The following is a 21,042-nucleotide window of genomic DNA, read 5'->3' on the forward strand; positions in this document are numbered from 1 at the left end:
AGGGCGCGCGCGTGCGCGGGATCCGGGCCGGATCGGTACGGCCAGTGTGTGCGTACGGCTCCCGCGGCGCAGCCGAATTTCAGGCGGCGCGCTCCTCCGGCGCCGTCTCGAGCGGCACTTGGGGCCCGTCGGACTCGCGCAGCCAGCGGCGCAGCACGCGGTGCACCTGCTCCGCGCCGGTCAGCGGCTCACCGTCGTCCTCGACGGGGGCGGACAGCGCGAGCGGGGACATCAGGAAGGGTCTGGCCTGGGCGCCGCCGAGGCCGCCGTGGGAGCCGATCTGCTCCTCGAAGGCGAGGACCTCGCCGTCGGCCGGGTCGTGGAAGGAGTTGACCATGATGTCGGCGGTGTGCGGGAAGGAGTGGGTGCGGCGCACGGCGTCGGCGGCCCCGGGCCCGAACGCGGCCAGCGGGCCGGGCGTGCGGTCGAGTTCGTCCAGCGGTATCTCCGCGCCGTGCGCGCCGAGGACGACCCCGCCGTGCTCCTCGCTGCGGACGAGGAGGAAGCCGATGCCGGGGTGGTTGGCGAGGGTGGTCAGCAGGGCGGGGTGGCGGGCGTCGATCTCCTCCTTGGTCATCCGGTGCGGCACGTCCGGGAAGGAGATCAGGCCCAGGTTGCCCGAGGCCAGCACGATGGGTTCCGAGCGGCGGCCGGCCGGGTGATGGCGTTCGCCGTCCTCCTCGACGGGCCGGCGCAGCGCCGCGCGGACGGCCGCCCGGGCCTCGGCGCCGCTGTGGGTGCGCTCGGCCTTGCGGGACACGGCCAGTCCGCAACCGGCCCGCACCAGGTCGCCGAGGGTGAGCCCGTAGCGGGCGCGGAACGTCTCGCCGGGGCTCTGGCCGTGGTCGGACAGGACGACGATCCGGTAGGGCCGGGGGGCGTGCTCGGCGACGTTCTCGATGAGCGCGAGCGCGCGGTCGAGGCGGCCGAGGACCTGCTCGGTGTCCCGGCCGAGCGGCCCGGAGTGGTGCGCGACCTCGTCGTACGCCACCAGGTCGGCGTAGACGGCGGTGCGGCCGGCGAGCATGTCGCCCATCACGGCCGCCACCACGACGTCGCGTTCGACGACGGTCGCGAAGGCGCGGACGAGCGGGTAGAGGCCGCCGCGTCCGACGCGGGGGCGCTCCCTGCGCAGCCGGGCGCGGACCGACTGACCCGTCTCACGGCCGACCTCGGCGACGAACGACAGCGCGGTGCGCACGGCGTTGGCCGGGTCGGAGAAGTAGGCGAAGTAGCCGGACCGGGACCGTGTCTCCCGGTTGCGCCGGCGGGCGGCGATGGACAGCACGAGGGCCTGCTCGTCCGCGCCGCCGCCGAAGAGGTTGCCGCGGCTCGCGCCGTCGGCGGACAGCAGTCCGCCGTCGCCGGTGCGCTCGACCGCGCGGCGCTGGAGTTCGGCGGCGCTGGTGGGACGGTTGCAGACCATCACCTCCCCGGTGTCCTTCTCGTACCAGCGGAAGGCGGGCACGTCGTGGTTGCTGCCGTGCAGGATGCCGAGTTGGCTGGCGCCGGTCTGGCTCGACCAGTCGGTGTGCCACGCGGTGAGCCGGTGGCTGGGGCGGGGGGCGCCGCCTCCCGCGCGGTCCCGCGCACCGTCCTGCTGCGGGGCGCCCAGCCATCGGGCGACGGTCGGCATCAGTCCCTTGCGCACCGCCGCGGCCAGCACGTCGTGGCCGACGCCGTCGAACTGGAGGAAGACGGTGCCGTGCGTGACGGGGCAGGCGGCCCCGTCCCTGCGGCGCCGGTCGGCGAGCCGGTACAGGCGGCGCCGGTAGGCCTCGTCGTCGCGCACGGCCAGGGCGCCGCCCGTCGCGGAGGCGACCGCGGACATCACGGCGGCGACGATCACGGCGGTCTCCGGGGCGGCCTCGCTCTGCCCGGAGGGGTTCAGGCGCAGCGCGAGCAGCAGCAGCGAGCCGTTGAGGAAGAACACCAGCAGGCCGAGCACCAGCGCCGGCACGAGCAGCAGCAGGCGCACCAGCAGGGGCCACGCCAGGGCCGACAGCACACCGAACACCCCGGCGCCGACGGCGGCGGTCATCGCGATGGTGGTGGCGCTGTCGCCGTCGGGGGACTGGAGCCGGAAGTCGGGCAGGATCCCGGCGAGCACCAGCATCGTGAGCGTGGAGACGCCCCACACCGCGACGCTCCGCCCGGCCTGACTGACGGCCCGCCGCCACCGCACCCCACGCACGCCCCGTACACCTCGCGTTCCGGCCCCGACACCCGGGGCCGCCCTCCACCCTGTCATACCGGGGTGAGAGGCACCCGGCGGCTACCGCCCGTCGTAGCCGGCGGTGGGCATCGACAGTCTCCGGTGCACCCGGGCCTTCATCTGCGCGTCGTAGGCGGGCTCGGCGCTGCCGACCGTCTCCACCCGCACACCGCGCCGCGCGCACTCCGCGGCGAACTCCTCGACGGACGACAGCGCGCTCTCCAGCACCCGCCGGCTGGGCGCGACGAACAGGTCGGCGCCGGCCCGGATGCCGTCCCACAGCACGCAGTGGTCGGCGCGCAGCCCGCGGACCAGCAGTTCCCGGCTGACGACGTAGCCGCGCTCGGCGGCCCAGCGCGCGCACATCGCGTGCTGGCTGCGGGAGTCCACCAGGAAGGGATCGGCGTCCAGTTCCTCGAGCGGCGTCAGACTCGCGATCGCCGTGACCCGCATGACCCGCACCGGTCCCATGGCGTCCCCCCTCACCTCCGGGTTTCGCCGCCGACCCTACTCCTGCCCGTAGGCTTCGGGGAGTCGCGCGAAGGAGGCAAAGAGGTGGCGGTGGAGATCACGTGGTGGGGGCACGCCACCTGTACGGTCGAGGATTCGGACGTACGCGTGCTCACCGATCCCCTGTTCGCGCGCCGCCTCGCGCATCTGCGCCGCCGCCGGGGCGCGGTGCCCCCGCCCGGCGCCTGGCGCGCGGACGTGGCGCTCGTCTCCCACCTGCACGCCGACCATCTGCATGTGCCCTCGCTCGCGCGCCTCGCGCCGGGCACGCGCCTGCTGGTGCCCCGGGGCGCGCCGCGCGCCGTCCCCGGGCTGCGCCGTCTGCGCCACCTGCGGCTGACCGAGATGGCGCCGGGGGACGAGACGACCGTGGGCGACGTGCGGATACGGGCCGTGCCCGCGCGCCACGACGGACGGCGGCTGCCGGTCGGACGGCACCACTCCCCCGCGCTGGGGTACGTCGTCGAGGGCCGGGCCCGGACGTACTTCGCCGGGGACACCGGCCTGTTCGACGACATGGCCGAGCACGTCGGGCCGGTCGACGTGGCGCTGCTGCCGGTGGGCGGCTGGGGGCCGCATCTCGGCGAGGGGCACCTGGACGCGGGGCGCGCGGCCGAGGCGCTGGTCCGGCTGGCGCCGCGCCTCGCGGTGCCGGTGCACTACGGCACGTACTGGCCGATCGGCATGGACGCCGTGCGCCCCCATGAATTCCATGCTCCCGGCGAGGAGTTCGTACGGCTCGCGGCGGAGCGCGCGCCGGGGGTGACGGTGCACCGGCTGGGGCACGGGGAGAGCGTGCGCCCGGAGGTCTTCCGGTGAAGTGGTGGCTCGCCACGACCGTGACGGTCGTGCCGACGGAGGCCACGCAGCAGGCCCTCGGCTATCCGTCGTTGTTCCTGCTGGTGCTGATCGGGGCGCTGGTGCCGGTGGTGCCGACGGGGGCCCTGGTGAGCACGGCGGCGGCGGTCGCCGTCCATCAGACCGTGCCGTACGCGCTGGCCATGGTGTTCCTGACGGCGTCGCTGGCGGCGTTCTGCGGGGACGCGACGCTGTACTGGCTGGGGCGGCGCGGGATGCGGTCGAAGAACGGCTCCCGCTGGCTGGAGGCGATCCGCTCGCGGGCGCCCGAGGAACGGCTGGAGCAGGCGCAGGACAAGCTCGCCCGGCACAGCACGGCCGTACTGGTGCTGTCCCGGCTGGTCCCGGCGGGCCGGATACCGGTGATGCTGGCCTGTCTGATGGCGAAGTGGCCGCTGCGCCGCTTCGCGCGGGGCAATCTCCCGGCGTGTCTGGCCTGGGCGGCGACCTACCAGCTGATCGGGATACTGGGCGGCTCGCTGTTCCCCGAGCCCTGGGAGGGCGTGGTCGCCGCGATCGCGCTGACCGTGGTCGTCGGCGCGGCCCCGAGCCTGTGGCGCCGGGTGCGGGGGGCCAGGACCGCGTAGCCCCGCAGCCCCGACCGTCCGGCGGCCGGCCGGTTCCCGCGGCGCGGTGCGCCGGACCGATGTGCCGGCCGCGGGGCGACGCGGCCGCGTCACTCCAGCACGCGGGCGCCTCCCACCGGCAGGTCCCACAGGTCGTCCCGGGCCAGCCCCGCCGTGTCCCAGGCGGCACGCACACGCGTGAGGGGTTCCAGGACGGGCTCGGCGGACAGCACGAACGTGCCCCAGTGCATCGGGGCCATCCGCCGCGCCCCGAGGTCGAGGGTGGCGCGGACCGCCTCCTCCGGGTCGCAGTGGACGTCACTGAGCCACCAGCGGGGGTCGTAGGCGCCGATGGGCAGCAGGGCGAGGTCGATGCCGGGGTAGCGCTGACCGATGCGGGAGAACCAGTGTCCGTAGCCGGTGTCCCCGGCGAAGTAGACGCGCCGCCCGTCGGGCGCGGTGAGCACCCAGCCGCCCCAGAGGGAGTGGCAGGTGTCGGTGAGGGACCGCTTGGACCAGTGATGGGACGGCACGAAGTCGAAGCGGACGCCGTCGAGTTCGGCCGCCTCCCACCAGTCGAGCTCGGTGACCCGGGTGAACCTGCGGCGCAGGAACCAGCGTCCGAGCCCGGCCGGCACGAAGACGGGCGTGTCGCGCGGGAGGCGGCGCAGCGTGGGGGCGTCGAGATGGTCGTAGTGGTTGTGGCTGATGACGACGGCGTCGACGCGCGGGAGCGCCTCCCAGGGCACACCGACGGGGGTGATCCGGGCCGGGGTGCCGAGGATGCGACGGGACCAGACCGGGTCGGTCAGGACGGTGAGGCCGCCGACGCTCACCACCCAACTGGCGTGCCCCGCCCAGGAGACGGCGACCGTGCGGGCGTCCACCCGGGGCAGCGGGGCGGGTGCGAAGGGCAGCCGGGGGACGTCGGCGAGGCCGTCCTTGCCGGGCCGGACGGAACCCTCGCGGGCGAACCGGGCGATGGCCCTGAGATCGGGCAGCGGCGAGGTCAGCCGGTCGTGGAAGGTCCGCGGCCACACCCGCCGCTCTCCCGGAGGCCGGGGTTCCGCGAGCGGCGGCGCGGTGGGCGTGAGCGGGGGCAGGGGGGCCGGGGCGTCGGCGTCCTCGGTGCTCACCGTGGTGCCGGTGGTCGACTCTGACTGCTGCGTCATCGAGGAGGCTCCCATCGCTGAGCGTCGTCACGGAGGCCGTCGAAGACCGACCTCAAGAGCATCAACGCGCGTTGCACGTGTGGCAGTTCCAACGGCGCGGGTGACGTGAGGCATTCCGCGCGCTGCGCGTCCGTGCCGTCCAGCAGCATGCCGGTGGACAGCCGGACGCGCAGGGCCCCGAGTTCGTCCCCGAAGCGGTGTCCGCCCGGCGCGGGCATCCCGAGCCGGGCGGAGAGGAAGTCCTCCAGGTCCTGCGCGTCGCCGATGCCGTGCGCGGCGAGCGCGGTGCGCAGCGGGCCGAGATCGACGTACAGGTGACGGCCGGCCCGGGGCGGCAGGGCGAGAGCGCCCGCGGCGACCACGGTGGCGTGCACGGCGTCCGCCACGCGCGCGTGCAGGCGTACGGCGGCCTCCACGCGCGCGATGACGGGCTCGGGCTCGGCCAGCGCGTACCCGGCCGCGGCGGCGACCGGTGCGGCCACGCGCGCGCCGAGCGCGGTGAGGACGTCGAGCACCCGCGCGTGCAGGTCGTCGCCGGTGGCGGAGCCGGGGAACCGGGCGACGGCCGCCGGCCAGCCGGTGGGCAGCAGCGCACCGGCGAGGTCGCTGACGACGGTGACCCGCTCGGGCAGCATCTCGGAGGGGCTGACCAGCACGGTGTCCTGCGGGGTGTGCAGGGTGTCGCGCCAGGTCTCGTCGCTGACCAGGTGCAGGCCCTCGCCCGCGGCGGCCTCCACCGCCTCGTGCAGCACCTCCGGCGGCGCCACGGTAGCGGTGGGGTCGTCGGCGACGGACAGCACCAGCAGCCGCGGGTCACCGCCCTCGGCGCGCACCCGGCGGACCGTCTCCAGCAGGGCGTACGGGTCGGGGACGCCGCCGCACTCGGCGGGCGTCGCCACATGGAAGACGGGCCTCCCCAGCAGGCGCGCGTACGGCGCCCACCAGGCGGCGCAGGGCCGGGGCACCAGGACGTCGCCGCCCAGGGCCGCGGTCAGCGCGAGCAGCAGGGCGGGGGCGCCGGGCCCGGCCACGACGCGCCCCGGTTCGGCGGGGGTGCCGCGGCGCTCCCAGTAGCCGTGGGCCGCGTCGAGCAGGGCGGGGCCGCCGCCGACCGGCTCGGCGTCGGCGCGGCCGGCGGCCCGGGTGAGCGCCGCGACGAGTTCCGGCAGCACCGGCAGGCCGTCCAGGGGCAGCGGCGGGCCGTAGCGGACGGGCCCGTGGTCCTCCACCGCCGTCCGTCGCATGTCGCCCTCCGCGCAGTCCGTCCCTGTGCCCTGCCTGGTCCCGAGTCCCGTCCGCCTCCGGCGCGGCGCCCGGACGAGCGCCCGCGGCGCGGCGGCGTACCCGGCCGCCGGGCCGCGTCACGGTCCGGGTGGGGCGTCACGGTCCGCGCGGGGCCCGGCGGTCCTGCGGGGCCGGACGCTCGCACGGGGCCGCTCGTGCCCCGGGGGCCCGAGTACCCCGTGGGAGCCGACCCCATGACCGCCCCCGTGCGTCGCGCCGGCCACAGCCCGGCCCTCCCTGCTCTCGGGCAGGTCAGACGCCGTCCCCGGGATCCCGGCGGCGCAGCCGGTGCACGGCGGCGCCGAACGCGCCGGCGATCAGCAGGCCGCCGGCGGCGAGCGCGGGAACGGAGTCGGTGAAGGCGCCGCCCTCACCGGCCTGCACGCCGTGGCCGAGGGCGGCGGGGGCGCAGCCGGTCTCGTGGGACGCGGTGGCGCGCGGCCGGGGCTCCGGCGCGGCGCACGGCTCGACGGTGCGGCAGGGGTCGGTGTGCGTCGTGGAGGTGTCCTGTGCCGGCGGACAGGGCCGGCCGGTGGCACAGGAGGCGGCGGACGCCGACCCGCACGGCTGTGGTGCGCTGCGCGCGACGTCGAGCGGGGCGCTCCACGGCTTGCCCTGTCCGCCGGGCGCCGCGGGGCAGGTGCCGTCGACGGTCCAGGCGGCGTCGGGTCCGACCGCCTCCGGACTCACCTCGAGATCGGCGGCGGGCGCGATGCGGGCGGTGCCCCGGTACGCGGCCCCGGACTGGGCGCCGTCGGCGCCGGGGACCTTGCTCAGTGCGACGGTGCCCTCGGCGAAGGCCTGCGAGGTGGCCTCGAGGCTCTCGGGCGCGGTGGCGCCGAGGGGACCGCAGGACACGGACACGGTGACGCTGCCGCCCGGGGCGACGCTGCCCGGGCTGACCTCCGCCGCCGGGTCCGCGGTCGCCGCCGGACCGGCGGCGACCAGGACGGCGCCGGCCACGGCGAGGGTGGCGAGCAGGTGAGCGGTGCGACGCATGGCACGGTTCCTTCGGCCGACGACTGCGGGCGGGGCGTTGCCGCCCCACAGCCATCAGAGCCCGAGGACCCGCCGGCCGCGCGCGGCCGGACGCCATTGGCGGGACACGGACCACCAACCGGGTGACCGACGGCCGCCCACGACCACGTCCCCGCAGCCGCAGCCGCAGCCGCAGGCTCCTGCTACGCCGCGTCGTTCATGACCTGTTCCCGCAACCGGTTGCAGCACCGGTTGATCAACCGGGAGACATGCATCTGCGAGATGCCGAGGCGCTCGGCGATCCGGCTCTGCGTCATGTCCTCGAAGAACCGCATGTACAAGATCGCCCGCTCCCGCTCGGGCAGCGCGGCGAGCCGGGCCCTGACGGACTCCCGGTCGACGACCGTGCCCAGCGCCGGGTCCGCCGCCCCCAGCATGTCGCTCAGCGAGTAGCCGTCCTCGCCGCCGGACAGTTCCGCGTCCAGCGACAGGGCCGTGAAGCTCTCCAGCGCCCCCATCCCGAGGCGCACGTCCTCCTCGCTGAGCTGCGCGCGCTCGGCGATCTCCGCGACGGTGGGACGCCGGCCGGAGACGGTCTGGGCCAGATCCTGGTCGGCGAAGCGCACCCGGTTGCGCAGTTCCTGGACGCGGCGTGGCACGTGCAGGGTCCACATGTGGTCGCGGAAGTGCCGCTTGATCTCACCGGTGACGGTGGGGACGGCGTAGCTCTCGAAAGCGTTCCCGAGTTCCGGGTCGTAGCGGTCGACGGCCTTGACCAGGCCGAGGGCGGCGACCTGACGCAGGTCGTCGAAGGACTCCCCGCGGCTGCGGAAGCGGCCGGCGAGCCGGTCGGCCATGGGCAGCCATGCCTCGACGATCTGAGCGCGGAGCGTGTCCCGCATGGGGCCCGGGGGCAGGGCGGCGAGCCTTCGGAAGGCGTCGGCGGTGTCGGGGGCGTCGTCGTGCGGATGGCGCTTCGTGTTCGCTCTGTTCGGCATGGGGTGTGGCAACTCCCTCGGACGTGCTTTGGGTTGGCCGGTCACCGGGGAAGCGCGACAGCAGCCCGACCGGGCCGCCGGGGGGCGCGAATGCGCTGCCTTCCACGGACGTGCCTCCGGTCCGAAGCACTGAGACGCGCCTGCCCCCGACTCCACGCGCCAAACACCCGCCCAGGTTTTCCGGCGGCCCCAGGGGTCACACGGAACGGGACACGGCCTTCACACCGTGTCCATGTCCCCTGCCCAGGAGGTCACTTCCATGAGCGTCAAGGTCTCCGACCATGTCCTTCAGCGGCTGCGGGAGTGGGGGGTGGAGCAGGTCTTCGGCTATCCCGGCGACGGCATCAACGGCCTGCTCGCCGCCTGGGGCCGGGCCGGGGACGAGCCGCGTTTCGTGCAGTCGCGGCACGAGGAGATGTCCGCGTTCCAGGCGGTCGGCTACGCCAAGTTCAGCGGCCGCCTCGGGGTGTGCGTGGCGACCTCGGGGCCGGGGGCGATCCACCTGCTCAACGGCTTGTACGACGCGAAGCTCGACCATGTGCCGGTCCTCGCGATCGTCGGCCAGACGCACCGCTCGGCGATGGGCGGCTCGTACCAGCAGGAGGTGGACCTGCACACCCTGTTCAAGGACGTCGCCTCGGAGTTCGTGGAGACGGTGACGGTGCCCGAGCAGCTGCCGAACGTCCTGGACCGGGCGATCCGCACCGCGTACGCCCGCCGCTGCCCGACCGCGGTCATCATCCCCGGGGACGTGCAGGAACTCGACCACGCGGCGCCCACCCACGAGTTCAGGATGGTGCCGTCCAGTCTCGGCCTGAGCGACGCGACGACGGTCCCGTCGGAGGAGTCCCTGCGGCGGGCCGCCGACATCCTCAACTCCGGGGACAAGGTGGCGATCCTGGTCGGTCAGGGCGCCGCCGGAGCCCGGGCCGAGGTCGAGCGGATCGCCGAGGAGCTCGGCGCGGGCGTCGCGAAGGCGCTGCTCGGCAAGGACGCGCTCAGCGACGAGCTCCCCTACGTCACCGGCTCGATCGGCCTGCTCGGCACCCGGCCGTCCTACGAGCTGATGCGGGACTGCGACACCCTGCTGACGATCGGCTCGTCCTTCCCGTACACGCAGTTCCTGCCGGAGTTCGGCAAGGCGCGGGGCGTGCAGATCGACATCGATCCGCACATGATCGGGATGCGCTACCCGTACGAGGTGAACCTCGTCGGCGACGCGCGGGAGACCCTGCGCCGGCTGATCCCGATGATCCGGGGCGAGGAACGCGGCCGGGAATGGTTCGAAACCGTATGTGACAACGTACGGCGCTGGGACGACGTGCTGGAGCGGCGGGCGGGGCTGTCGGCCGACCCGATCAACCCGGAGCACGTGGCCCGCGCGCTGTCCCCGCTGCTCCCGTCCGACGCGATCGTCACCTCGGACTCCGGCTCGGTGGCGAACTGGTACGCCCGCCACGTCATGCTGCGCCCCGGCATGCGCGGTTCGCTCTCCGGCACGCTGGCGACGATGGGCTGCGGCGTGCCGTACGCGATCGGCGCGAAGTTCGCTCATCCGGACCGGCCGGTGATCGCGCTGGTCGGCGACGGGGCGATGCAGATGAACGGTCTCGCGGAGCTGATCACGGCCGCCAAGTACAAGGACCGCTGGACGGACCCGCGGCTGGTCGTCGCCGTGTGGAACAACCGCGACCTGAACCAGGTGACCTGGGAGATGCGCGCGATGGGCGGCGCCCCGTCGTTCCTGCCCTCGCAGGAGCTGCCCGACGTGCCGTACGCGGAGTTCGCCCGCTCCCTCGGGCTGACCGGGGTGCGGGTGGAGACGCCGGAGGACGTCGAGCGCGGCTGGCGTACGGCTCTGGAGGCGGACGGCCCCGCGGTCGTCGAGTTCCTCACCGACCCGGCCGTGCCGCCGGTCCCGGCGCACGCCACCTGGGAGCAGATCGAGGCCACGGTCGCCTCGGCCCTCAGGGGCGACGCCGACCGGGGCTCCATGATCAAACAGGGCCTGCGGGCGAAGATGCAGGAGTTCCTGCCGGGGCGGCAGGAGAAGTAGCCCGGCGACCCCGTGTCGGCTCCCTGTCCTCGGGTACGCGGTGGCCACCGACACCGACGAAGACCTGGAGGGAGAGACATGCAGCGAGGCAGCAACCGGCTGAGCGTGCACCGGGACGACGAGATGAAGCACGAGTTGCAGGGTCTGCTGAGGTCCGGACACCCGACGCGGGTGGAGGAGTGGCACGACCCCGAGCCGTCCGCCGAGGACGACCCCGCGATCTGGGGCGGGCCGGTGGTGCCCGGGAGCTCCGGGGCGACGCTGGAGACCGTGCGGCTGGAGCTGGCGCGGACCCTGGGACGCAGCTCTTTCCCCGCCGGCGCGGGCGCGCTGGCCGTGGGCCTGCGCCGCAAGAACGCGCCGGACGCGCTGGTGGAAGCGGTGCGGCAGCTGCCGGGCAAGGACCGCTACGCCACCGTCCAGGAGCTGGCCGAGGCGCTGGTCGGGAGCGGCCGGTGACGGCGCGGCACCCGTCGGGCGAGACCGGGCCCACTGACACAGGGGCCGCGGCAAGGACACGGAAAGGACGTTGACCCTCATGCGCATCGCGTTTCTGACGGCACCCGAAGGCGTCGAGCAGGTCGAACTCACCGACCCCTGGCAGGCGGCGGTCGACGCGGGCCACGAGCCCGTCCTGGTGTCGACCGAAGCGGGCGAGATCCAGGCGTTCAACCATCTCGACAAGGCGGACACGTTCCGGGTGGACGAGGTCGTCGGTGAGGCGTCCGCGGAGTCCTTCGGCGGGCTGGTCCTGCCGGGCGGCGTCGCGAACCCCGACTTCCTGCGCACGGACGACAAGGCCGTGGCGTTCGTCAAGGACTTCTTCGAGCAGGGCCGTCCGGTCGCGGCGATCTGCCACGCCCCGTGGACCCTCGTCGAGGCGGACGTCGTACGGGGCCGGGTGCTGACCTCGTGGCCGAGCCTGCGGACGGATCTGCGCAACGCGGGCGCCACCTGGGTGGACGAGCAGGTGAAGATCTGCGACCACGGCCCCAACAAGCTCGTCACCAGCCGCAAGCCGGACGACCTGAAGGCCTTCTGCGAGGCGTTCCTGGACGTGTTCGCACGAGAAGCGGGCTGACCGCGGGGGCGGTCGAGCGGCGGTCGACGGTCGCCCGCCGGCCGGCGGGCGTCGGCGGGCGGGCGTCGGCGGGCGGGTGACTGCGATCTGTCGTCTGCGGTCGGGCGACTGCGGTGAGCGGTGGACAGTCGGCCGTCGGCGGTCGGGCGTCCACAGTCGTCTGTCTACGATCGCCGGTCGGCGGTGGGGCATCCACAGTCGTCTGTCTACGATCGCCGGTCGGCGGTGGGCGCCTGCGGCCGTCCGCGGTGAGTCGCCTGCGGCCGTCCGCGGTGAGCGGTCGACAGTCAGCGGTCGATGGTCTGCGGTCGACCACCGACCGCATCCGGGCCGCTCATGCACGGTCGACTGGATACTGTAGACATTTCGCGGTCGACCCACTACCCACACGCACCGTCAGCACAACCGTGAGTGACCGCGAGAAGCGCGGGTGATCGCGAGCAGTCGGGCGGCTCCGGTGGGCTCAGGCTCCGCCGGAGCCGCTCGTCGTTCCCGGGCCCCATTTGCCGACCGGGGTGCCCGCCGAGCCGGCCTCGCCGGCGGCCGGACTCCCGGACGGAGTACGGCGCGAGCGGATCCCGTCGGCTCCGACGGTCCGTTCCCGCGCGCCGTCCCGGGTGCGGCCCGGCGAGACGAAGCGGCGCGGGTTGCGGCGCAGGTACTCGCCCTCCAACTGGGCCATGCGGCCGTTGTGGGCGCGCAGCGCGTCGTTCGAGCCGTACAGCAGGGTGTCGTGGCGCGTGCGGTGGATCGTCTCCAGCTCTTTCATCAGCTGCTGGTCGTCCAGCCGGTCCGGGTCGACTCCGGTCATGGTCATGCCCCGCTCGTCGTGTTCGTCCATGCGGTTCGGGTACCCCACCCGGGAGCACGTCTCCGCCTCCACTGTACGAACATTTGGGCCCTCGGGCCCTCCGTGCGGGCCGGCTCCCTACCTGGCCCGCTCCACGCGCCGCTCGTCCCACACGGGCTCCGCGGTCTCCCGGACCCGCCCGTCGCTGCCGAAGACCAGGTAGCGGTCGAAGGAGCGGGCGAACCAGCGGTCGTGGGTGACGGCGAGCACCGTGCCGTCGAAGGCTTCGAGGCCCTCCTGGAGGGCTTCGGCGGACTCCAGGTCCAAATTGTCGGTCGGCTCGTCGAGGAGCAGGGCCGTGACGCCCTGCAGTTCCAGCAGCAGGATCTGGAAACGTGCCTGCTGACCGCCGGAGAGCCGGTCGAAGGTCTGCTCGGCCTGCTGGGTCAGCTCGTAGCGGCGCAGCCGGGACATGGCCGCGCCCCGGTCCTGGGAGTGTTCGCTCCACAGGATGTCCAGGAGGGTGCGGCCCAGGAGCTCGGGGTGGGCGTGGGTCTGCGCGAAGTGCCCCGGCACGACGCGCGCGCCGAGCTTCCACTCCCCCGTGTGCGCCACGGTGTCGCCGGCCAGCAGCCGCAGGAAGTGCGACTTGCCCGAACCGTTGGAGCCGAGGACGGCGACCCGCTCGCCGTAGAAGACCTCCAGGTCGAAGGGCTTCATCAGACCGGTGAGCTCGAGCCCCTTGCAGGTGACCGCCCTGACGCCGGTGCGGCCGCCCTTGAGACGCATCGTGATGTCCTGCTCGCGGGGCGGCTCCGGCGGCGGGCCGGCCTCCTCGAACTTGCGCAGCCGGGTCTGGGCCGCCGCGTAGCGGGAGGCCAGCTCGTGACTGACGGAGGCTGCCTGACGAAGGCTCAGGACCAGCTTCTTGAGCTGGGCGTGCTTCTCGTCCCAGCGGCGCCGCAGCTCCTCGAAACGGGCGAAGCGTTCACGGCGGGCCTCGTGGTAGGTGGCGAAGCCGCCGCCGTGCACCCAGGCGTCGGCCCCGGCCGGGCCGGGCTCGACGGAGACGATCTTCTCGGCCGCCCGGGAGAGGAGTTCGCGGTCGTGGGAGACGAAGAGGACCGTCTTGCGGGTCTCCTTGAGCCGCTCCTCCAGCCACCGCTTGCCGGGCACGTCGAGGTAGTTGTCCGGCTCGTCGAGCAGCAGCACCTCGTCGGTGCCGCGCAGCAGCGCCTCCAGCACGAGCCGCTTCTGCTCGCCGCCGGAGAGGGTGCGGACGAGGCGGAACTGGGCCTTGTCGTAGGGGACGCCGAGCGCGGCCGTGGTGCACATGTCCCACAGCGTCTCGGCCTCGTACCCGCGCACCTCGGCCCAGTCGGAGAGGGCCTGCGCGTACTGGAGCTGCGCGGCCTCGTCGTCGACGGTCATGATCGCGTGCTCGGCCTTGTCGACGGCCTGCGCGACCTCGCGGATGCGGGGCGGGGCGACGGACACCAGCAGGTCACGGACGGTCGTCTCGTCCCGCACGGAGCCCACGAACTGGCGCATCACGCCGAGGCCGCCGGACACGGTGACGGTCCCGCCGTGCGGTTTCAGTTCGGACGAGATCAGCCGGAGCAGGGTCGTCTTGCCCGCGCCGTTGGGGCCGACCAGCGCCACCACGGCCCCTTCGCCCACCCGGAAGGAGACGTCGCCGAGCAACGCCCTCCCGTCGGGGAGGTAGTACTCGACGTGCGCGGCTTCCAGATGTCCCATGAGGACGCATTCTGCGGTCCGCCCGCGGGTTGCGGCAAACCGTTATGCGCGGCGGGCCCGGGAGGGGGCGTCGTGGCCGGTCAGCCGCCGGTCTCCGCCACCGGCTGCCCCGCCGGGCCGCCCTCCCCCGCGGGCACGACCGTCGCTCCCGCCCAGGACAGCGCCTTCCAGCCGTCCGCCGGGGAGCCTTCGAGGACGACCGTGCCGGTGTTGGCGAGACGGTTGGCCGTGGCGAAGGGCAGATCGACGTTGTCGGCGCGGGTGGCCGCCCAGGCGCGGATCGCGGCGCCGTGGCTGACCATCGCGACGGTCCCGGCGCCGCTCGCCGCGGCCTCGGCGACGACGGCGTCGTACCGCGTCAGGAACTCGGTGCCGCTCTCGCCGCCCGGCATGCGCAGCCCGACGTCGCCCGCCGCCCAGGCGAACACCGTGCGCATGTACAGCTCGCCCTGCGCCGAGTCGCCGCGCGCCATCTCCAGGTCGCCCGCGGAGATCTCCCGGATGCCGTCGCGGACGAGGACGTCGAGCCCGCGGGCGGCGGCCAGCGGGGCGGCGGTGAGCCGGGTGCGCACGAGAGTCGAGGCGTACAGGGCCTCGATGTCCTCGTCGGCGAGGGCCTGCGGCAGGGCGGCGGCCTGCCGTGCGCCGAGTGCGGTGAGGCCGGGGCCGGGGACGGCGGTGTCGAGCAGGTAGTCCACGTTCGTGGGGGTCTGGCCGTGGCGGACGAGCAGCAGGCGCATGCAGTGACCCTCCGGTGTCGACAGCCGCCCCCGCACAAGAAACGGCCACTTCAGGGTACCCGCAGCCCATGATGCCCGACATCGATCTCACCGCTCTGAAGCCCGGTCGGCACGGCCTGCGCGACCTGTTCCTCGCCCTCGACGACCACGTGTTCGCGTTCGCCGCGGAGCGGCACTGGCCGGCCGCGGAACCGGTTCTGCCGCGGCTGAGCCGCAGCGCGAACCACGGCGTGCTCTGGTTCGCGACGGCGGCGGCCCTCGCCGTGTCCGGCACGCCCCGGGCCCGGCGTGCCGCGACGCGCGGGCTGACCGCCCTCGGCCTGGCGTCGCTCGCCATCAACACGCTCGGCAAGGGCTCGGTGCGCCGGTCCCGGCCCGGTCTGGACGCGGTGCCGCTGGGACGGCGGCTGAAGCGGCAGCCGATCACCACCTCCTTCCCGTCCGGCCACTCGGCGTCGGCGGCGGCCTTCGCGGCCGGGGTCGCGCTGGAGTCGCCGGCCTGGGGCGTGGTGGTGGCGCCGGTCGCGTTCTCGGTGGCGATGTCCCGGGTGTACACGGGCGTCCACTTCCCGAGCGACGTGCTCGCGGGCGCCGCGCTGGGCGTCGGCGCCGCGTTCGCCGTCCGGCGCGCGGCGCGCCTCCGGCGGCGGCGGAGCGCCCGGGTCGCACCGGCCACCTGACACCTCGTCAGCCCATATTCCAAGACGAACGGTCTCACCATCCGAGCATCGGCGTACGGTGAGGGAACCGGGGACCCGGTTCGTCGAGAAGGGGCAGAGCCATGCCGAAAGCACAGGAGACGGCCGTCTACACGCACGGACACCACGAGTCCGTGCTGCGCTCGCACACCTGGCGGACCGCCGCCAACTCAGCGGCCTACCTGCTCGGTTCGCTGAAGCCGCACATGAAGATCCTGGACATCGGCTGCGGCCCGGGCACCATCACCGCCGACCTGGCCGCCCTGGTCCCCGACGGGCACGTCACCGGCGTGGACCACGCGCCGGGGGTCCTGGAGCAGGCGCGGGCCACGGCGGCCGAGCGGGGGCTGACCAACATCGACTTCGCGGTCGCCGACGTGCACGCCCTGGAACATCCGGACGACACCTTCTGCGTCGTCCACGCGCACCAGGTGCTCCAGCACGTCGGCGACCCGGTGCAGGCGCTGCGCGAGATGCTGCGGGTGACGAAGCCGGGCGGCTACGTCGCCGTCCGCGACTCGGACTACGCGGCGATGACCTGGTACCCCGCCTCGTCCGGGATGGACGACTGGCTGGACCTGTACCGCCGGGTCGCCCGGGCCAACGGCGGCGAGCCGGACGCCGGGCGCCGGCTGAAGTCCTGGGCGCTGGCCGCGGGCTTCACCGACATCACGGCCACCTCCGCCACCTGGACCTTCAGCACCGCGCAGGAGCGGGCCTGGTGGAGCGGCCTGTGGGCCGACCGCACCGTGGCCTCGGCGTACGCGGAACGCGCCACCCGGGGCGGACACGCCACGCCGGAGGAACTGCGCGCCGTGTCGCAGGCCTGGCGGGAGTGGGGACGGCGGGAGGACGGCTGGTTCAGCGTCCTGCACGCGGAGATCCTGTGCCGGAAGGCCGTCTGACCCGCGCACGCGCCACGCGGAATCCCGCGCACGCACGGCGAGGAATCCCGGCCGCCACCCACCGTCAGGCACAGGCATCGGCACAAGCGCAAGCGCAAGCACCAGCACAGGCACGGGATTCACGCGAAAATCGCGGATAATCACCCGCAGGAATCGCTCTCGGAAATCACCCGCGCGACACTCCCGCACCACGGATTCGCCCCCGTATCGCGAAGGATGCGCAGCAGGACGGCGAACGGCCGGCGAACGGCACGTGAAGGAACATCGAAGGAATCGCGAATGATTCCTGGAATCCGGGAAACCCGCAGGGCAGGAGGTTGACGCTATGGTTCCCGTTCTGCTGGTTCTGCTTCTGGTGCTGATTCTTTTCGGCGCCGGATTCGCGGTGAAGGTGCTCTGGTGGATCGCGCTCGCGGTTCTCGTCCTCTGGCTGATCGGATTCCTGGCCCGCGGAACCACTTCCGCGGGAGGCAGGGGCCGCTGGTACAGGTGGTGAGGAAAGCGGCGACACGACACCCGCTCCCCCGGGCGTGAGGCGATCACTCCCGGGGAAGCAGCGGTCCCAGCGGCCCGAGGTCCAGATTGAGGTCCTCGGGCCGCAGTCCGTAGCGCTCCCGCAGCTCGGTCATGCGGTCGTCGAGCAGCATCAGGGTGAGCCCGATGCGCTCCTCCTGCTCCTCGTTCAGGTCGCCCGTGTCGAAGCGGCGCAGCGCCTGCCGTTCCATCAGCTGGCGCAGCAGCTCCACGACGGTCAGGACGAGTTTCACCAGATCGCGCTCGACGGTGTCGGGCTCGAGGTCGAGATGCTTGCGGCGTTCGGTCACAGCGAATCCCCCCAGGGCGACGGCACCTGCTCGTTGACCGAGCTGATCAGCGCGTTGAGGTCGATGCGGACCAGATCCACGTCCGCGATGCGCAGCGTGATGTCGCCCGTGATGACGACCCCGCCGGCCAGCAGCCGGTCGAGCAGGTCGACGAGGGCGACCTCACGGCGCTCCACCACGGTCATGCGCCCTCCCCCGGCTCACCGGCGGATTCCACGAAGGAATAGGCAGCCCACGGCCCCGTGAGTTCCACACGCATTCCTGGTTCCTCCCCCTTGGTGCGGTCCACCATTTCCACGAATTCCTCGGACTTCGCACGCGGGACGAGATAGGCGGCGTTCAGCACGTTCTGGCCCGACGCCTTGGAAAGGGCGGCGTTCTGCGGCGGGTGCAGGCGGGAGTCCTCGGCGTACGCGGACAGCCTCTCGTGGAGACTCCCGGCGAACCGCTCGGCCCGCTGCCAGGTGTCGTCGTGGGCCCGGGCCTTTGAGCGCCGCTGCATCAGGTAGTCCCGGCCCGAAGCCGGCTTCGCCGCCTTCCGCTCGGACTCCTGCGGCTCGGGCTCGACGTACACCTTCACGCCCCACTCGACCCGCCCCGCGAGCCGGTCCAGGACGCGCCGGAAGTCCTCCTCGCGCTCCTCCATCATCACGCGGACGCCGCTGTCGTCCCGGAAGACCGTGGCGAGCCGGAGCGGCAGCGGAGTGGTGACGGCCGTGAGGGCGTCGATCACCTGCTGGTGGGCTCGAGCGGTCTCCGTGAGCCAGTCCAGGTCCTCCAGACGGCGGCGGAGCGGCTCCTCGGCGAAGTCCCGCTCCGGCACATGGCTCACCACGGCGACCAGGCCACGGTGGTTGAGCAGTCTGGGCGGATCGCCCGCCACCCCCGAGAGCGCGGTCTGGAGGGGCGCGCCGAGGGGGTGACAGACGGCGTACACGTAACGCAGTCCGGTCATGATGGCTCCTCTCGGACGTCCTGTGCGGCGTGGCTCTCCTCGGGGGCGCCGCCCTCCTTCAGAGCGCGGCTCTCCTCGGGGGAGCGGCTCAGCTCCAATTCCTCCAGGCGCGCCAGCCGCTCCCGCAACTCGGCGTTCTCACGCGCCAGTTCGTTGCGGCGGGCGCCGGAGGAGAGGGCCGGGTCGTCCTCCCACCAGTCGATGCCCATCTCCTTGGCCTTGTCGACGGAGGCGACGATGAGGCGGAGCTTGATGGTGAGCAGTTCGATGTCGAGCAGGTTGATCCGGATGTCGCCCGCGATGACGATGCCCTTGTCGAGGACACGTTCCAGGATGTCGGCGAGATTGGCCCCGCCGCCCTGGCCGTACGGCTCCGGCATCCGGCTCGGCATGCTCATCGACGGGCCCTGCTCTTACCGCGCGCGTCCTCTTCCTCGGGCTCCTCTTCCTCGTCGTACTCCTCGTACTCGTCCTCGGCGGCCTCCGGCTCGCCCTCCTCTTCCTCCTCTTCCTCCTCGTACTCGTCCTCGGGCTCCTCTTCCTCGCCCTCCGGTTCCTCGTCCTCGGCGTACGGGGCCTCGTCGTCCTCGGCCTCGTACTCCTCATCGTCCTCCCGGCCGCCGTCCTCGGCATCCCGTGCCTCGGCGCCCTCCTCGGGCTCGCCGTTCTCCTCGTTCTCCTCGTTCTCCTCGTTCTCCCGCTCCTCCTCGGCGACCGCGTCCTCGTGGGACGTGACGACCTCGCCGTCGCGGATCTCACCGCGCCAGCTGTCCTGCGCCTCGCCCTTGATGGTGATGAAGCGGGCGAAGTTCTTGAGGTCGAGACGGGCGCGGCGGCCCTGGGCGCGCCAGATGTTGCCGGTCTTCTCGAACAGACCCGTGGGGTAGTACTCGATGACCAGCAGGATCCGGGTGAGGTTCTCGGCGAGCTCGTGGAAGGAGACGACGCCCTTCGTCGTGCCCTTGGCGCCCTCCGAGGTCCAGGCGATCCGGTCGTCCGGCACCTGCTCGGTGGTCTTCGCCTTCCAGCTGCGGTTGGACCAGAAGACCTTCGCCTGCCAGTCGCTGGTGGTGTCGTCCGCGCGGTTGGCGCTCTTGACGCCCTTGGCGAAGGTGCTGAAGTCCTGGTACTGCGTCCACTGGTCGTAGGCGGTGCGCAGCGGCACGCCGACGTCGATCGTCTCCATGATCACGGTCGGCTTCTTGCCGGCGCTCTTCTTGCCCTTGCCGCCCTTGCCGCCGAGGTTCTTGAACGCGCCGGTGACCTTGTCCTTCGCGCGCGAGGCGCCGAGCTCCAGCGCGGTGCGCAGCGGTCCCTTGCCCTCGGCGACCTTGCGGCCGCCCTCGAGGGCGAGTTTGGCGAAGCCCGGGCTGTTGCCCTCGGCGATGTCGTTGAGCTTGGAGGTGGTGTCCCCGAGCTTGTGGCCGACGCCGGTCAGCAGGCGGGTGGCCTGTGCGGCGAGGTACTCCTGCACCTCTGCCTTGAGCCGGTCGGCGGCCTCGCTGTGCGCGATGCCGGAGAGCGGGTTGCCGCCCTCCGCCGCCTTGCCGGCGCCGGAAGCCGCGGATGTCGCGGACTTGGCGGATCCGAGAGCCTCGGTCATCGGTCACCGCCTCCCTTCGGCCGCCGGGTCCGGGACGAGCCCGAGGCGGTCTTCGCTGCGCCCGTGCCCGTCTTGCGGGCCGACGCGGTCTTCTTCGCGGCCGGTGTACGGGCCGCGGTCTTCTTGGCGGGCGCCTTCTTCGCAGGGGCCTTCTTGGCAGCCTTCTTCGCCGGCGCCTTCTTCGCAGGAGCCTTCTTCGCAGGAGCCTTCTTCGCGGGGGCCTTCCTGGCCGCCGTCTTCCTGGGCGGCTCCTCTTCCTCTTCTTCCTCCTCTTCCTCTCCCTCCCCCTCGTCCTCTTCTTCGTCGTCCTCTTCTTCCTCGTCCTCCGCGGTGGCGTCCTGAGGCTCCTCGTCCTCCTCCTCGGCGTCCTCCTCGTACTCGTCGTCCGCCTCGTCCTCGGCGTCCTGAGGCTCCTCGTACTCCTCGTCCGCCTCGTCGTCCGCCTCGTCGTCGGCCTCCCCCGGCACGATGCCCTCGAGCTGGTCGCGCACCTCGGCGGTGCGGCCGTGCAGCCGGTCCGCGAGCGCGTCGATCTGCCGCTCGACCATCGCGCCGGAGGCGGCCTTGCCGACCCCGCGCAGATCCTGGCGCAGCTGGTCCCCGATCTCCTTGAACTGCGGATTGTTCTGCAGCTGCTGGGAGACCAGGTCCGCGATGCCCTTGGGAGTCAGGTTCAGCCGCTTGCCGGCCACCAGGGAGCCGACGGCTATGGCCAGCTTCAGTTTCTTGGTACGTCCGAGGAGGTACCCGGCCCCGACCGCGAGGCCCACTGCCGTTCGGTTCATCCTGTCCACCCGTCGTCCTGTCCCGCGCTTCTGCGCGTCGCGCTTTCCAGCCGGTCGAGGAGTTCGTCCTCCTGTCGGTCGAACTCCTCCTCGCTGATCTCGCCGGCGTCCAGCTGCTCTTCGAGCCGGGCGAGTTCGGCCCGGACCGTCGCGGGGTCGTAATAGATCCGCTCGGCCTCTTTGACCACTTGTCCGATCACCCAGCCGCTCCCGCGCACCGGAGCGAACGGCAGCAGCAGCACCTCCGAGATCAGTCCCATGGCACA

General features: G+C 73.3%; 22 protein-coding genes and 2 pseudogenes. 8 read left to right on the top strand and 16 right to left on the bottom strand.

The genetic code is table 11. From position 1 onward, the window contains the following. Positions 1 to 79: 79 nt before the first annotated feature. Positions 80 to 2,251: a phage holin family protein gene (locus J2X68_RS15015; RefSeq protein ID WP_399039992.1), complete on the bottom strand. Its 2,172-nt coding sequence runs from the start codon at positions 2,249 to 2,251 to the stop codon at positions 80 to 82. A gap of 24 nt (positions 2,252 to 2,275) precedes the next feature. Then, positions 2,276 to 2,686, bottom strand: a complete 411-nt coding sequence (locus J2X68_RS15020) for a hypothetical protein (protein WP_310433015.1) — start codon at positions 2,684 to 2,686, stop codon at positions 2,276 to 2,278. Positions 2,687 to 2,770: 84 nt separating this feature from the next. Between J2X68_RS15020 and J2X68_RS15025 the strand changes: the two genes are divergently transcribed. Further along, the gene (locus J2X68_RS15025) at positions 2,771 to 3,544 is read left to right on the top strand and encodes an MBL fold metallo-hydrolase (RefSeq protein WP_310433016.1); all 774 of its coding nucleotides are present in this window, start codon (positions 2,771 to 2,773) and stop codon (positions 3,542 to 3,544) included. Further along, positions 3,541 to 4,170: a DedA family protein gene (locus J2X68_RS15030; protein ID WP_310433017.1), complete on the top strand. Its 630-nt coding sequence runs from the start codon at positions 3,541 to 3,543 to the stop codon at positions 4,168 to 4,170. Before J2X68_RS15025 ends, J2X68_RS15030 begins: the two co-directional genes overlap by 4 nt. An 89-nt stretch (positions 4,171 to 4,259) precedes the next feature. Here the strand turns inward: J2X68_RS15030 and J2X68_RS15035 are convergent, their stop codons facing one another. The 4 genes from J2X68_RS15035 to J2X68_RS15050 all read right to left on the bottom strand — a co-directional run bounded on the left by J2X68_RS15035 (position 4,260) and on the right by J2X68_RS15050 (position 8,581). Next, on the bottom strand, positions 4,260 to 5,321 hold the full coding sequence (locus tag J2X68_RS15035; RefSeq protein WP_310433018.1) for an MBL fold metallo-hydrolase: 1,062 nt from the start codon (positions 5,319 to 5,321) through the stop codon (positions 4,260 to 4,262). Continuing rightward, positions 5,318 to 6,565, bottom strand: coding sequence for an aminotransferase class I/II-fold pyridoxal phosphate-dependent enzyme (locus tag J2X68_RS15040; RefSeq protein ID WP_310433019.1), 1,248 nt, complete (start codon positions 6,563 to 6,565; stop codon positions 5,318 to 5,320). The genes J2X68_RS15035 and J2X68_RS15040 overlap by 4 nt, the downstream gene beginning before the upstream one ends. 292 nt (positions 6,566 to 6,857) lie before the next feature. Continuing rightward, the gene (locus tag J2X68_RS15045; protein ID WP_310433020.1) at positions 6,858 to 7,604 is read right to left on the bottom strand and encodes a hypothetical protein; all 747 of its coding nucleotides are present in this window, start codon (positions 7,602 to 7,604) and stop codon (positions 6,858 to 6,860) included. Between the two features lie 182 nt (positions 7,605 to 7,786). After that, positions 7,787 to 8,581, bottom strand: a complete 795-nt coding sequence (locus J2X68_RS15050; RefSeq protein ID WP_310433021.1) for an RNA polymerase sigma factor SigF — start codon at positions 8,579 to 8,581, stop codon at positions 7,787 to 7,789. A 259-nt stretch (positions 8,582 to 8,840) separates the two neighbouring features. Here J2X68_RS15050 and J2X68_RS15055 point away from each other — a divergent pair, with 259 nt between their 5' ends. The 3 genes from J2X68_RS15055 to J2X68_RS15065 all read left to right on the top strand — a co-directional run bounded on the left by J2X68_RS15055 (position 8,841) and on the right by J2X68_RS15065 (position 11,718). Then, positions 8,841 to 10,637 (top strand): thiamine pyrophosphate-requiring protein, encoded by a 1,797-nt coding sequence (locus tag J2X68_RS15055; RefSeq protein WP_310433022.1) that lies wholly within the window; start codon positions 8,841 to 8,843, stop codon positions 10,635 to 10,637. Positions 10,638 to 10,715: 78 nt separating this feature from the next. Continuing rightward, entirely contained in the window at positions 10,716 to 11,096 is a 381-nt protein-coding gene (locus J2X68_RS15060; RefSeq protein ID WP_310433023.1) for a DUF2795 domain-containing protein, read from the top strand. Positions 11,097 to 11,175: 79 nt separating this feature from the next. Then, the gene (locus J2X68_RS15065; RefSeq protein ID WP_310433024.1) at positions 11,176 to 11,718 is read left to right on the top strand and encodes a type 1 glutamine amidotransferase domain-containing protein; all 543 of its coding nucleotides are present in this window, start codon (positions 11,176 to 11,178) and stop codon (positions 11,716 to 11,718) included. A 586-nt stretch (positions 11,719 to 12,304) separates the two neighbouring features. Here J2X68_RS15065 and J2X68_RS15070 read toward each other — a convergent pair. From J2X68_RS15070 to J2X68_RS15080, 3 genes and pseudogenes are all read right to left on the bottom strand, one after another. Beyond that, a pseudogene (locus J2X68_RS15070) lies at positions 12,305 to 12,559 on the bottom strand (DUF6158 family protein); the annotation flags it as partial. 87 nt (positions 12,560 to 12,646) lie between these two features. Continuing rightward, positions 12,647 to 14,266: an ATP-binding cassette domain-containing protein gene (locus J2X68_RS15075; protein ID WP_310433025.1), complete on the bottom strand. Its 1,620-nt coding sequence runs from the start codon at positions 14,264 to 14,266 to the stop codon at positions 12,647 to 12,649. An 80-nt stretch (positions 14,267 to 14,346) separates the two neighbouring features. Beyond that, positions 14,347 to 15,006: a histidine phosphatase family protein gene (locus tag J2X68_RS15080; protein ID WP_310433026.1), complete on the bottom strand. Its 660-nt coding sequence runs from the start codon at positions 15,004 to 15,006 to the stop codon at positions 14,347 to 14,349. Positions 15,007 to 15,074: 68 nt separating this feature from the next. Here J2X68_RS15080 and J2X68_RS15085 point away from each other — a divergent pair. The 3 genes and pseudogenes from J2X68_RS15085 to J2X68_RS15095 all read left to right on the top strand — a co-directional run. Further along, a pseudogene (locus tag J2X68_RS15085) lies at positions 15,075 to 15,677 on the top strand (phosphatase PAP2 family protein); the annotation flags it as partial. A gap of 110 nt (positions 15,678 to 15,787) precedes the next feature. After that, complete coding sequence (locus J2X68_RS15090; protein ID WP_310433027.1) at positions 15,788 to 16,609, top strand: methyltransferase domain-containing protein; 822 nt, start codon at positions 15,788 to 15,790, stop codon at positions 16,607 to 16,609. A gap of 325 nt (positions 16,610 to 16,934) precedes the next feature. After that, positions 16,935 to 17,105 carry a hydrophobic protein gene (locus J2X68_RS15095; protein ID WP_310433028.1) on the top strand — a complete coding sequence of 57 codons (171 nt, stop codon included), beginning with the start codon at positions 16,935 to 16,937 and terminating at the stop codon, positions 17,103 to 17,105. A gap of 43 nt (positions 17,106 to 17,148) precedes the next feature. Here the strand turns inward: J2X68_RS15095 and J2X68_RS15100 are convergent, their stop codons facing one another. From J2X68_RS15100 to J2X68_RS15130, 7 genes are read right to left on the bottom strand one after another with little or no spacing between them, the layout of a single operon-like run. Further along, positions 17,149 to 17,433 carry a gas vesicle protein K gene (locus tag J2X68_RS15100; protein WP_310433029.1) on the bottom strand — a complete coding sequence of 95 codons (285 nt, stop codon included), beginning with the start codon at positions 17,431 to 17,433 and terminating at the stop codon, positions 17,149 to 17,151. Continuing rightward, positions 17,430 to 17,618, bottom strand: a complete 189-nt coding sequence (locus J2X68_RS15105; protein ID WP_081551358.1) for a gas vesicle protein — start codon at positions 17,616 to 17,618, stop codon at positions 17,430 to 17,432. The genes J2X68_RS15100 and J2X68_RS15105 overlap by 4 nt, the downstream gene beginning before the upstream one ends. Next, positions 17,615 to 18,388: a GvpL/GvpF family gas vesicle protein gene (locus J2X68_RS15110; RefSeq protein WP_310433030.1), complete on the bottom strand. Its 774-nt coding sequence runs from the start codon at positions 18,386 to 18,388 to the stop codon at positions 17,615 to 17,617. Before J2X68_RS15110 ends, J2X68_RS15105 begins: the two co-directional genes overlap by 4 nt. After that, a complete protein-coding gene (locus J2X68_RS15115; protein ID WP_310433031.1) occupies positions 18,385 to 18,786 on the bottom strand; it encodes a gas vesicle protein in 402 nt (133 codons plus the stop codon). The genes J2X68_RS15110 and J2X68_RS15115 overlap by 4 nt, the downstream gene beginning before the upstream one ends. Then, positions 18,783 to 19,991: an SRPBCC family protein gene (locus J2X68_RS15120; RefSeq protein ID WP_310433032.1), complete on the bottom strand. Its 1,209-nt coding sequence runs from the start codon at positions 19,989 to 19,991 to the stop codon at positions 18,783 to 18,785. The genes J2X68_RS15115 and J2X68_RS15120 overlap by 4 nt, the downstream gene beginning before the upstream one ends. After that, positions 19,988 to 20,776: a DNA primase gene (locus J2X68_RS15125; RefSeq protein ID WP_310433033.1), complete on the bottom strand. Its 789-nt coding sequence runs from the start codon at positions 20,774 to 20,776 to the stop codon at positions 19,988 to 19,990. Before J2X68_RS15125 ends, J2X68_RS15120 begins: the two co-directional genes overlap by 4 nt. Then, entirely contained in the window at positions 20,773 to 21,036 is a 264-nt protein-coding gene (locus J2X68_RS15130) for a gas vesicle protein GvpG (protein ID WP_310433034.1), read from the bottom strand. The genes J2X68_RS15125 and J2X68_RS15130 overlap by 4 nt, the downstream gene beginning before the upstream one ends. Positions 21,037 to 21,042 lie beyond the last annotated feature (6 nt).

This window comes from Streptomyces sp. 3330 (assembly GCF_031456635.1).
GTDB lineage: Bacteria > Actinomycetota > Actinomycetes > Streptomycetales > Streptomycetaceae > Streptomyces.

Coding starts and splice junctions, on each gene's coding strand:
- J2X68_RS15015 (WP_399039992.1), bottom strand. CDS start 2,251: ATGACAGGGTGGAGGGCGGCCCCGGGTGTCGGGGCCGGAACGCGAGGT.
- J2X68_RS15020 (WP_310433015.1), bottom strand. CDS start 2,686: ATGGGACCGGTGCGGGTCATGCGGGTCACGGCGATCGCGAGTCTGACG.
- J2X68_RS15035 (WP_310433018.1), bottom strand. CDS start 5,321: ATGACGCAGCAGTCAGAGTCGACCACCGGCACCACGGTGAGCACCGAG.
- J2X68_RS15040 (WP_310433019.1), bottom strand. CDS start 6,565: ATGCGACGGACGGCGGTGGAGGACCACGGGCCCGTCCGCTACGGCCCG.
- J2X68_RS15045 (WP_310433020.1), bottom strand. CDS start 7,604: ATGCGTCGCACCGCTCACCTGCTCGCCACCCTCGCCGTGGCCGGCGCC.
- J2X68_RS15050 (WP_310433021.1), bottom strand. CDS start 8,581: ATGCCGAACAGAGCGAACACGAAGCGCCATCCGCACGACGACGCCCCC.
- J2X68_RS15055 (WP_310433022.1), top strand. CDS start 8,841: ATGAGCGTCAAGGTCTCCGACCATGTCCTTCAGCGGCTGCGGGAGTGG.
- J2X68_RS15060 (WP_310433023.1), top strand. CDS start 10,716: ATGCAGCGAGGCAGCAACCGGCTGAGCGTGCACCGGGACGACGAGATG.
- J2X68_RS15065 (WP_310433024.1), top strand. CDS start 11,176: ATGCGCATCGCGTTTCTGACGGCACCCGAAGGCGTCGAGCAGGTCGAA.
- J2X68_RS15075 (WP_310433025.1), bottom strand. CDS start 14,266: ATGGGACATCTGGAAGCCGCGCACGTCGAGTACTACCTCCCCGACGGG.
- J2X68_RS15080 (WP_310433026.1), bottom strand. CDS start 15,006: ATGCGCCTGCTGCTCGTCCGCCACGGCCAGACCCCCACGAACGTGGAC.
- J2X68_RS15090 (WP_310433027.1), top strand. CDS start 15,788: ATGCCGAAAGCACAGGAGACGGCCGTCTACACGCACGGACACCACGAG.
- J2X68_RS15095 (WP_310433028.1), top strand. CDS start 16,935: ATGGTTCCCGTTCTGCTGGTTCTGCTTCTGGTGCTGATTCTTTTCGGC.
- J2X68_RS15105 (WP_081551358.1), bottom strand. CDS start 17,618: ATGACCGTGGTGGAGCGCCGTGAGGTCGCCCTCGTCGACCTGCTCGAC.
- J2X68_RS15110 (WP_310433030.1), bottom strand. CDS start 18,388: ATGACCGGACTGCGTTACGTGTACGCCGTCTGTCACCCCCTCGGCGCG.
- J2X68_RS15115 (WP_310433031.1), bottom strand. CDS start 18,786: ATGAGCATGCCGAGCCGGATGCCGGAGCCGTACGGCCAGGGCGGCGGG.
- J2X68_RS15120 (WP_310433032.1), bottom strand. CDS start 19,991: ATGACCGAGGCTCTCGGATCCGCCAAGTCCGCGACATCCGCGGCTTCC.
- J2X68_RS15125 (WP_310433033.1), bottom strand. CDS start 20,776: ATGAACCGAACGGCAGTGGGCCTCGCGGTCGGGGCCGGGTACCTCCTC.
- J2X68_RS15130 (WP_310433034.1), bottom strand. CDS start 21,036: ATGGGACTGATCTCGGAGGTGCTGCTGCTGCCGTTCGCTCCGGTGCGC.